5 protein-coding genes are annotated in these 8,163 nt (G+C 68.0%); 2 read left to right on the forward strand and 3 right to left on the reverse strand.

Annotated elements, in window-relative coordinates:
- Window positions 1–42 precede the first annotated feature (42 nt).
- From ACWGIG_RS34235 to ACWGIG_RS34245, 3 genes are read right to left on the reverse strand one after another with little or no spacing between them, the layout of a single operon-like run.
- Window positions 43–2,178: an ABC transporter ATP-binding protein gene (locus ACWGIG_RS34235; RefSeq protein WP_453325593.1), complete on the reverse strand. Its 2,136-nt coding sequence runs from the start codon at window positions 2,176–2,178 to the stop codon at window positions 43–45.
- Window positions 2,175–3,203: an ABC transporter permease gene (locus ACWGIG_RS34240; protein ID WP_453325594.1), complete on the reverse strand. Its 1,029-nt coding sequence runs from the start codon at window positions 3,201–3,203 to the stop codon at window positions 2,175–2,177. Before ACWGIG_RS34240 ends, ACWGIG_RS34235 begins: the two co-directional genes overlap by 4 nt.
- A gap of 57 nt (window positions 3,204–3,260) precedes the next feature.
- Window positions 3,261–4,241, reverse strand: coding sequence for an ABC transporter permease (locus ACWGIG_RS34245; protein ID WP_453325595.1), 981 nt, complete (start codon window positions 4,239–4,241; stop codon window positions 3,261–3,263).
- A gap of 275 nt (window positions 4,242–4,516) precedes the next feature.
- Here ACWGIG_RS34245 and ACWGIG_RS34250 point away from each other — a divergent pair, with 275 nt between their 5' ends.
- A complete protein-coding gene (locus ACWGIG_RS34250) occupies window positions 4,517–6,214 on the forward strand; it encodes an ABC transporter family substrate-binding protein (protein WP_453325596.1) in 1,698 nt (565 codons plus the stop codon).
- Between the two features lie 444 nt (window positions 6,215–6,658).
- Window positions 6,659–8,101, forward strand: a complete 1,443-nt coding sequence (locus tag ACWGIG_RS34255; protein WP_453325597.1) for a GuaB1 family IMP dehydrogenase-related protein — start codon at window positions 6,659–6,661, stop codon at window positions 8,099–8,101.
- The last annotated feature ends 62 nt before the right edge of the window (window positions 8,102–8,163 follow it).

Consider the following 8,163-nt stretch of genomic DNA (forward strand, 5'->3'; position numbering starts at 1 on the left):
GCATGATGCCGCGCGCCCCTTCTTCGTACGGACATCAGCCGTTCAGCCCACCACGGTCTCCGCCGCCGGCTTGGCCTCCGGGAAGTGGCAGGCCGCGCGATGGTCCGCGGCGTGCGAGGTCATCACCGGGGTCTCGGTGGTGCAGCGCTTCTGCTCCTCGGCGCCGAGCGCCAGGAACACCGGGCAGCGGCCACGGAAGCGGCACCCCGTCTGCTTGTCGGTCGGGCTCGGCGGGTCGCCGGGCAGCAGGATCCGCTGCCGGGCCCGCTCACGCTTCGGGTCGGGCACCGGGACGGCCGACAACAGGGCCTTGGTGTAAGGGTGTTGGGGGTTGTCGAAGACGGTGTCGACGTCGCCCGACTCGACGGTGCGGCCCAGGTACATGACGCTGACGCGGTCCGCGATGTGGCGGATCACCGACAGGTCGTGCGAGACGAAGAGGTAGGACAGGCCCAGCTCCGCCTTGAGCTGCTGGAGCAGGTTGAGCACACCGGCCTGGATGGACACGTCGAGCGCGGACACCGGCTCGTCCAGGACCAGGAGCTGGGGCGAGACCGACAGCGCGCGGGCGATGCCGATGCGCTGGCGCTGGCCGCCGGAGAACTGGTGCGGGAAGCGCTGCGCGTACTCCGGGTCGAGCCCCACCTTGGCGAGCAGGTCCGGGACGACCTCGGCGATCTTCTCCTTCTCCATCTTCAGCGCCCGCATGGGCTCCGCGATGACGTCGGCGATCGGCATGCGCGGGTCGAGGCTCGCCATCGGGTCCTGGAAGACGATCTGCATCGCGGAGCGCAGCTTGTGCAGCTCGGCGCGGCCGAGCGAGCCGGTGTCCTGGCCGAGGAGTTCGATCGAACCCGACTCGGGCTTGGCCATGTTCAGGATCTCGAAGAGCGTCGTGGACTTGCCGGAACCGGACTCGCCGACCAGGCCGAGCGTCTCGCCCTGCCGGATGTCGAGGTCGACGCCGTCCACCGCGTACACGCTGCCGACCCGGCGCTTGAAGGCCGTGCCCTTGAACTGCGGGAAGGTCTTCACCAGTTCGGTGACCCGCAGGACGCTCTTCCGCTCGTCGCGCGGTACGGCGGCAGCGGCGAGCGGGGGGATCTCCGGCAGCGGGTACACGTCGGCGGGGCTGAGGTTCTTCGCGACGATCTCGTCGGTGCGGTGGCAGGCGACGAGGTGGGCGTCGCCCAGGAGGGCGGGGTCCTCGGTGCGGCAGACGTCCTGCACCATCGGGCAGCGGTTGGCGAACGCGCAGCCGCCCTTGAGCTCCTGGAGCGGGCTCGGCGATCCGGGGATCGGCACGAGGGGCTTGGCCTGCGCCTTCGTACCGTCCTCGCTGGGCTCGTCGACGCGCGGTACGGCGCCGATCAGACCGAGGGTGTACGGCATCCGGGGGCGCTCGAAGACGTCGTCGACGGTGCCGGTCTCGACGACGCGGCCGGCGTACATGACGGCGATGCGGTCGGCCGTACCGGCGATGACGCCGAGGTCGTGGCTGACCAGGACGAGGGCGGCGCCGGTCTCGCGCTGCGCGGTCTTGAGCACCTCCAGGACCTGGGCCTGGATCGTCACGTCGAGCGCGGTGGTCGGTTCGTCGGCGAGGATCACGGCCGGGTCGTTGGCGATGGCCATGGCGATCATCGCGCGCTGGCGCATGCCGCCGGAGAACTCGTGCGGGAAGGACTGGGCGCGGGCCTTCGGGTTGGGGATGCCGACCAGGTCGAGCAGCTCGACCGCTCGCTGGGCGGCCTTCTCCTTGCTCAGGTCGGTGTGTGTGCGCAGGGCTTCGACGATCTGCTCGCCGATGCGGTACACGGGGGTGAAGGCGGACAGCGGGTCCTGGAAGACCATCGCGACCTTGTTGCCGCGGATCCGGCTCATGTCGCGGTCGGACGCGCCGAGCAGTTGCTGCCCGTCGAGCTTCACGGAACCGGTGATGATCGCGGTGTCCGGCAGCAGGCCCATCGAGGCCAGCGAGGTCACGGACTTGCCGGAGCCCGACTCGCCGACGATGCCGAGGACTTCGCCCCGGTGCAGGTCGAGGTCGACGCCGCGGACCGCGGGGACGATGCCGTGCGGACCCTGGAAGCTGACCTTCAGGTCGCGGACCTGGAGCAGCGGCTCGCCCGTCTTGACGGGGGCGCTTGCGGTGGAGGGGCTGGCGGTGGTGGTCACGCACGGCTCCCGGGGGTCTCGTGGGTGGACGTGGGGGAAGCGAGGGCAACGGCCTTGGCGGCCTCCTCGCGCAGGGCCTTCGCCTCGCGGGCGACCTTGCGGCGCTGCTTGCCGGAAACGCGGTCGGACGTGGGGTCGAGTGCGTCGCGCAGACCGTCGCCCATCAGGTTGACGGCAAGGACGAAGATCACCAGGGTCAGGGCCGCCGGGTAGAAGAGCCACGGCGAGGTCAGCGCCGAGTCCTGGCCCGCGGTGATCAGGGTGCCGAGCGACACGTCCGGGGACTGCACGCCGAAGCCGAAGTAGGAGAGTCCGGTCTCCGCGATGACCGCGCCGCCGACTGCGATGGTCGCGTCGATGATCAGGAACGAGGCGAGGTTCGGGAGGATGTGCCGCAGGATGATCCGGAAGGGGTGCACACCCATGAAGCGGGCGGCCCGGACGAATTCCTGGTCCTTCAACGACAGCGTCATCGAGCGCACGACTCGCGCCGTGATCATCCAGCCGAACACGGCGAGCAGCGCGACGAAGGCGAGCCAGCCGCTGTCCTTGAACACCGGCGACATCACCGAAATGATCAAGAAGGCCGGGAAGACGAGCATCAGGTCGACCACGAACATCGACACCCGGTCCACCCAGCCGCCGAAGTAACCGGCGCACGCGCCGACCACGGAGGCCAGCACCGTGGAGAACAGCGCCACCAGCAGGCCGATCAGCAGCGACTTCTGCATGCCGCGCGCCGTGAGCGAGAGGACGTCACGGCCGATCTGGTCGGTGCCCAGCCAGTGCGTGCCGGAGGGGGGCTGGGTCATCGCGAGGAAGTCGACGTCGGTGTACTTGTACGGGATCAGGAACGGCCCGACGAAGGCGAAGAGGAACAGCAGCACCACCACGATCGCGCCGATCAGGGCGTCCTTGCGGGCGGAGAAGCGGCCCCAGACCACCTTGCCGCGGCCGGACTGGCGCGGCTTCGGTGCGGTGGGGGCGTCGAGTGGCACGACGGGGGAGGTTTCGGTGGCGGTCATCGGCTGGGTGCTCCCTGCGGGACGGTCATGGCTCGGTCGATGCGTACGGCGAGGAGGTCACGCACTGCGGACCCGGGGGTCGAGCGCGGCGTGCAGTACGTCGGCGACGAAGCCGGCCAGCAGCACCATCACGGCGGCGAACAGGGAGTACGCGACAACGGAGTTGACGTCGTTGCGGCTGATGGAGTCCACGAGCCACTCGCCCATGCCGTGCCAGCCGAAGATCTTCTCGGTGAAGGTCGCGCCGGTCAGCAGCCCCAGGAAGCCGTACGCGAAGAACGTCGACATCGGGATCAGCGCGGTGCGCAGACCGTGCTTGAGGATGGCCCGGTTGCGACGGAGCCCCTTGGCGCGCGCGGTGCGCAGGTAGTCCGAACCCAGCACGTCCAGCATGGTGTTGCGCTGGTAGCGGCTGTACGAGGCGATGGCCATGGCAGCGATGACCAGGGTCGGCAGCATCAGGTGGCCCGCCCGGTCCAGCAGCATCGTGAAGAAGCCGCCCTCCAGGCCCGGGGTGAACTCACCGGTGAACTTGATGTCGGAGCCGGTGGATTCGTTGATCGAGACCATGGCGTTCTTGATGAACAGCGCCAGTACCAGGGTCGGTGTGGACATGATCAAGAAGGCGAAGATCGTCATCGCCCGGTCGGAGAATCTGTACTGCCGCATCGCCGCCCAGGCGCCGCAGAGGATTCCGACCACCGTGCCGAGGATGGTTCCGGCCAGCAGGAGGCGCAGCGAGACGCCGATGCGGTTGCCGAACTCCTGGTTGACGGGGGTGCCTTCGAGGGTCCGGCCGAGGTCGCCCTGCACGGCGTTCGCGGCCCAGTCGCCGAAGCGCTCGGGAAGCGGCGTCTTGTCGTTGATGCCGAGCTCGGTGAGCTGCGCTTCCACGGCGGCTGCCGGGGGCTTGGGATTGCGGCCCTCGAAGGAAGTGCGGGGGCTGAGTGCGGATGCTGCGAGCGCGTACGACAGCCCGATGGCCACCAGGAGCAGCACGATGTAATAGCCGAGCCGCTTCGTGAGAAAGCCGAGCACGGGACCTCCAACTGACCTGAGAGAGATGTTGCTTGCCGCGGGGTGAACCCGAGGGGGCGGCGAGGGTGCGATTCGAGCCCTGGTGTCCACATTCTGGTGCGCGATGTCCGATTAAAGGACTTGTGTAAGGTCTCAATCCGGCAAAGATCCACCATGCAACGTTTCATTTGCCGAGATGAGAGCCCTAATGTCCCGGATCAACAGCGATCGGGACCGTCGGGACAAAGGCGACCGACGCGTCTCAGTCTGTGAGATTCAAGGCAACGGGAGTTCTCATGCGCAACACCACCAAAACGGCGGCATTCGTCGCCGCGGTCGTCACCGGTTCGATGTTCCTGACGGCTTGTGGGGGTGCCACGGACGATTCGGCCGACAAGCCGAAGAAGCAGGTCACCAAGGACCACGCTTCGGAGATCAACCCGCAGTCGGCCGAGAGCCTCAAGCAGGGCGGTCAGCTCCGCCTGGCGGTGTCCAACTGGATCACCCAGTTCAACGGTTCCCAGGTGCTGGGCAACCTCGGTGACCGCACCACGATGACGAACGCGATCATGCCGCGCGTCTTCGTGGTCGACGCCAAGGGCGAGTTCACTCCCGACAAGAACTACGTCGAGTCCGCCGAGTCCGCCGACAAGGGCGGCAAGCAGGTCATCACGTACAAGATCAACCCGAAGGCCAAGTGGAACGACGGTGCGCCGCTGAGCTACCGCGACTTCGAGGCCATGTGGAAGGCGCAGGGGCAGGGGAACGAAGAGTTCCTCATCTCCGAGTCGACCGGCTACGAGGACATCGAGTCGGTCAAGGCCGGGGCGAACGACCAGGAGGTCCTGGTCACGATGAAGAAGCAGACCTCGCAGTGGAAGGGCATGTTCTGGCAGCTGATGCCTGCCAAGTACATCGACACACCCGAGAAGTTCAACAAAGGCTGGATCGAGAAGGTCCCCGCGTCGGCCGGTCCGTACAAGCTCGGTACGCTCGACAAGGCCTCGCAGACCGTCACGCTGGTCCCGGACGAGAAGTGGTGGGGCGACAAGCCCAAGCTCGACAAGATCATCTTCCGGGCGCTGGACCGCAAGGCTGCCGTCGACGCCTACCTGAACCGCGAGCTGGACGCCGTGGTCACCGGTAACGCCGACTTCTACAAGCGCACCAAGAAGACCCCCGGCACCGAGTTCCGCATAGGTGCCCCGTGGGACCAGTCCCTCCTCTCCTTCGGCGCCAACGGCGTCATGGCCGACGTCAAGGTGCGCCAGGCCGTTCAGCTCGCGGTCAACACCAAGACGCTGGCCGACATCCCGGCCAACGGCATGCCGGTCGAGTACAAGGGCCTCGGCAACCACTTCTACATGAGCAACCAGAAGGGTTACCAGGACAACTCCGGCAAGTACGGCAAGGGCGACATCGCCGCCGCCGGCAAGGCGCTGGACGAGGCCGGTTGGAAGGCCAAGAACCCGGGCGAGATCCGCACGAAGGACGGCAAGCCGCTCGTCATCAACTTCCTGGAGACCGCCGGTGCCAGCGCCACGCTGAAGAGCAGTGACGCCGCCCTCCAGGCCATGCTCAAGCAGGCCGGTATCGACATGAAGATCAATAACGTGCCGGAGAACGACTACTTCGACAAGTACATCACCCCGGGCAGCTACGAGATCGCCAGCTTCCGCCAAATCAGTTACGTGGGTCTGCCCTCCGACTCCTTCGCCAACTACCGTGACCCGAAGGGCAAGCAGCTCTTCGCGAACACCGGCAAGATCGTGACGCCGGGCGGCGAGGCGAAGTTCCGCGAGGCGCTCAGCGCGAAGACGCCGGAAGAGGCGACCAAGCTCCAGCAGGAGGTCGACAAGCTGGTCTGGGATGCCGGTCACTCGCTGCCGATCTACCAGACCCCGGCCGTCTGGGCCGTCCAGAAGAAGGTCGCCAACTACGGCTCGCCGGGCATGGCCTCCGTCGAGTGGTCCAAGGTCGGCTTCATGAAGTAACCACCGGGTCCCGCACCCCGTGGCACCCCGCGCCCCGTTCCGCCTCCTCGGCGGGACGGGGCGCTCCCGATTCCGCCGGAGGGCTGCAACGTGCCGAGCGGCGCTCGCACTTGATCGCCTCGATCGAAGAACCGGGCAGGTCTGCTCCCGTACGCCGACCGGCACCGGCGGAGGCCGCCGGTGACCGGCTCGGGCGGCCGATCGCGGGACGTGCGGGTGTGCCGGGGGTGCCCCGTTCCGCCCCGTCGACCGATCGCATTCGCACATATGTACGAATACGTGGAGAGGGCGGGGTGCTTGGAGCATCGACCAGTACCGTCCCGACCACCCTGGAGGATCGGCCCAGGGTGTGAATCCGGCCAGTCGTGGGAGAATCAAGTACGTGCGTTTTCCCCCGGGCTGAAATGCCCCGGGGCCAACACCGAACGACTGGATGTTCCGCGCGTGCGTTTCCTCAACGATCTCAAGCCGCCGTACGACCTCACGTACGACGACGTCTTCATGGTGCCGAGCCGCTCGGCGGTCGGTTCCCGCCAGGGTGTGGACCTCTCCGCCCCCGACGGCACCGGCACCACGATTCCGCTGGTCGTCGCCAACATGACCGCCATCGCGGGCCGCCGCATGGCCGAGACGCTGGCCCGCCGCGGCGGCCTCGTCGTCATCCCGCAGGACATTCCGATCGAGGTCGTCACCGAGGTCGTCTCCTGGGTGAAGACCCGGCACCTCGTCCTCGACACGCCGATCGTGCTGGCCCCCACCCAGACCGTCGCCGACGCGCTCTCCCTGCTGCCCAAGCGGGCGCACAACGCGGGCGTCGTCGTCGACGCGGAGCAGCGTCCGGTCGGTGTCGTCACCGACCAGGACCTGGCCGGGGTCGACCGCTTCACCCAGCTCTCCGAGGTCATGTCCAAGGACCTCGTCCTGCTCGACGCGGACATCGACCCGCGCGAAGCCTTCAACAAGCTCGACGGTGCCAACCGCCGTTACGCCCCCGCCGTGGACAAGGAAGGCCGCCTCGCCGGCATCCTGACCCGCAAGGGCGCCCTGCGCGCGACCCTCTACACCCCGGCCGTCGACGCCAACGGCAAGCTGCGCATCGCCGCGGCCGTCGGCATCAACGGCGACGTCGCGGCCAAGGCCAAGCAGCTCCTCGACGCGGGCGTCGACACGCTCGTCGTCGACACCGCGCACGGCCACCAGGAATCGATGATCGCCGCGGTCAAGGCCGTGCGCGCGCTCGACCCGCAGGTCCCGATCGTGGCGGGCAACATCGTCGCGGCCGAGGGCGTCAGGGACCTCATCGAGGCCGGTGCCGACATCATCAAGGTCGGTGTGGGGCCCGGCGCCATGTGCACCACCCGCATGATGACCGGCGTCGGCCGGCCGCAGTTCTCCGCCGTGCTGGAGTGTGCCGCCGAGGCCAAGAAGCACGGCAAGCACGTCTGGGCCGACGGTGGCGTCCGCCACCCGCGCGACGTGGCCATGGCGCTCGCCGCCGGTGCGTCCAACGTGATGGTCGGGTCGTGGTTCGCCGGTACGTACGAGAGCCCCGGTGACCTCCAGCAGTCGGCCGACGGCCGCTGGTACAAGGAGTCCTTCGGGATGGCCTCCGCCCGCGCGGTCAAGAACCGCACGAGCGAGGAGTCGGCGTACGACCGGGCCCGCAAGGCGATCTTCGAAGAGGGCATCTCGACGTCGCGGATGTTCCTCGACCCGGCGCGTCCGGGCGTCGAGGACCTGATCGACTCGATCGTCGCGGGTGTGCGGTCCTCGTGCACGTATGCGGGGGCGGCTTCTCTTGAGGAGTTCGCCGAGAAGGCGATCGTCGGGGTGCAGAGTGCGGCTGGATATGCGGAGGGGAAGCCGTTGCACGCCAGCTGGAGTTAGTCGCTGGGTGGGGATCCGCGGGTGTGCTGTGGCTGGTCGCGCAGTTTCCCGCGCCCCTGGAT

This window comes from Streptomyces sp. NPDC054863, assembly GCF_053610825.1.

What these genes read in the sequence shown, in the direction of transcription:
- ACWGIG_RS34240 (WP_453325594.1), bottom strand. Translation starts at nt 3,203, where the DNA reads ATGACCGCCACCGAAACCTCCCCCGTCGTGCCACTCGACGCCCCCACC.
- ACWGIG_RS34250 (WP_453325596.1), top strand. Translation starts at nt 4,517, where the DNA reads ATGCGCAACACCACCAAAACGGCGGCATTCGTCGCCGCGGTCGTCACC.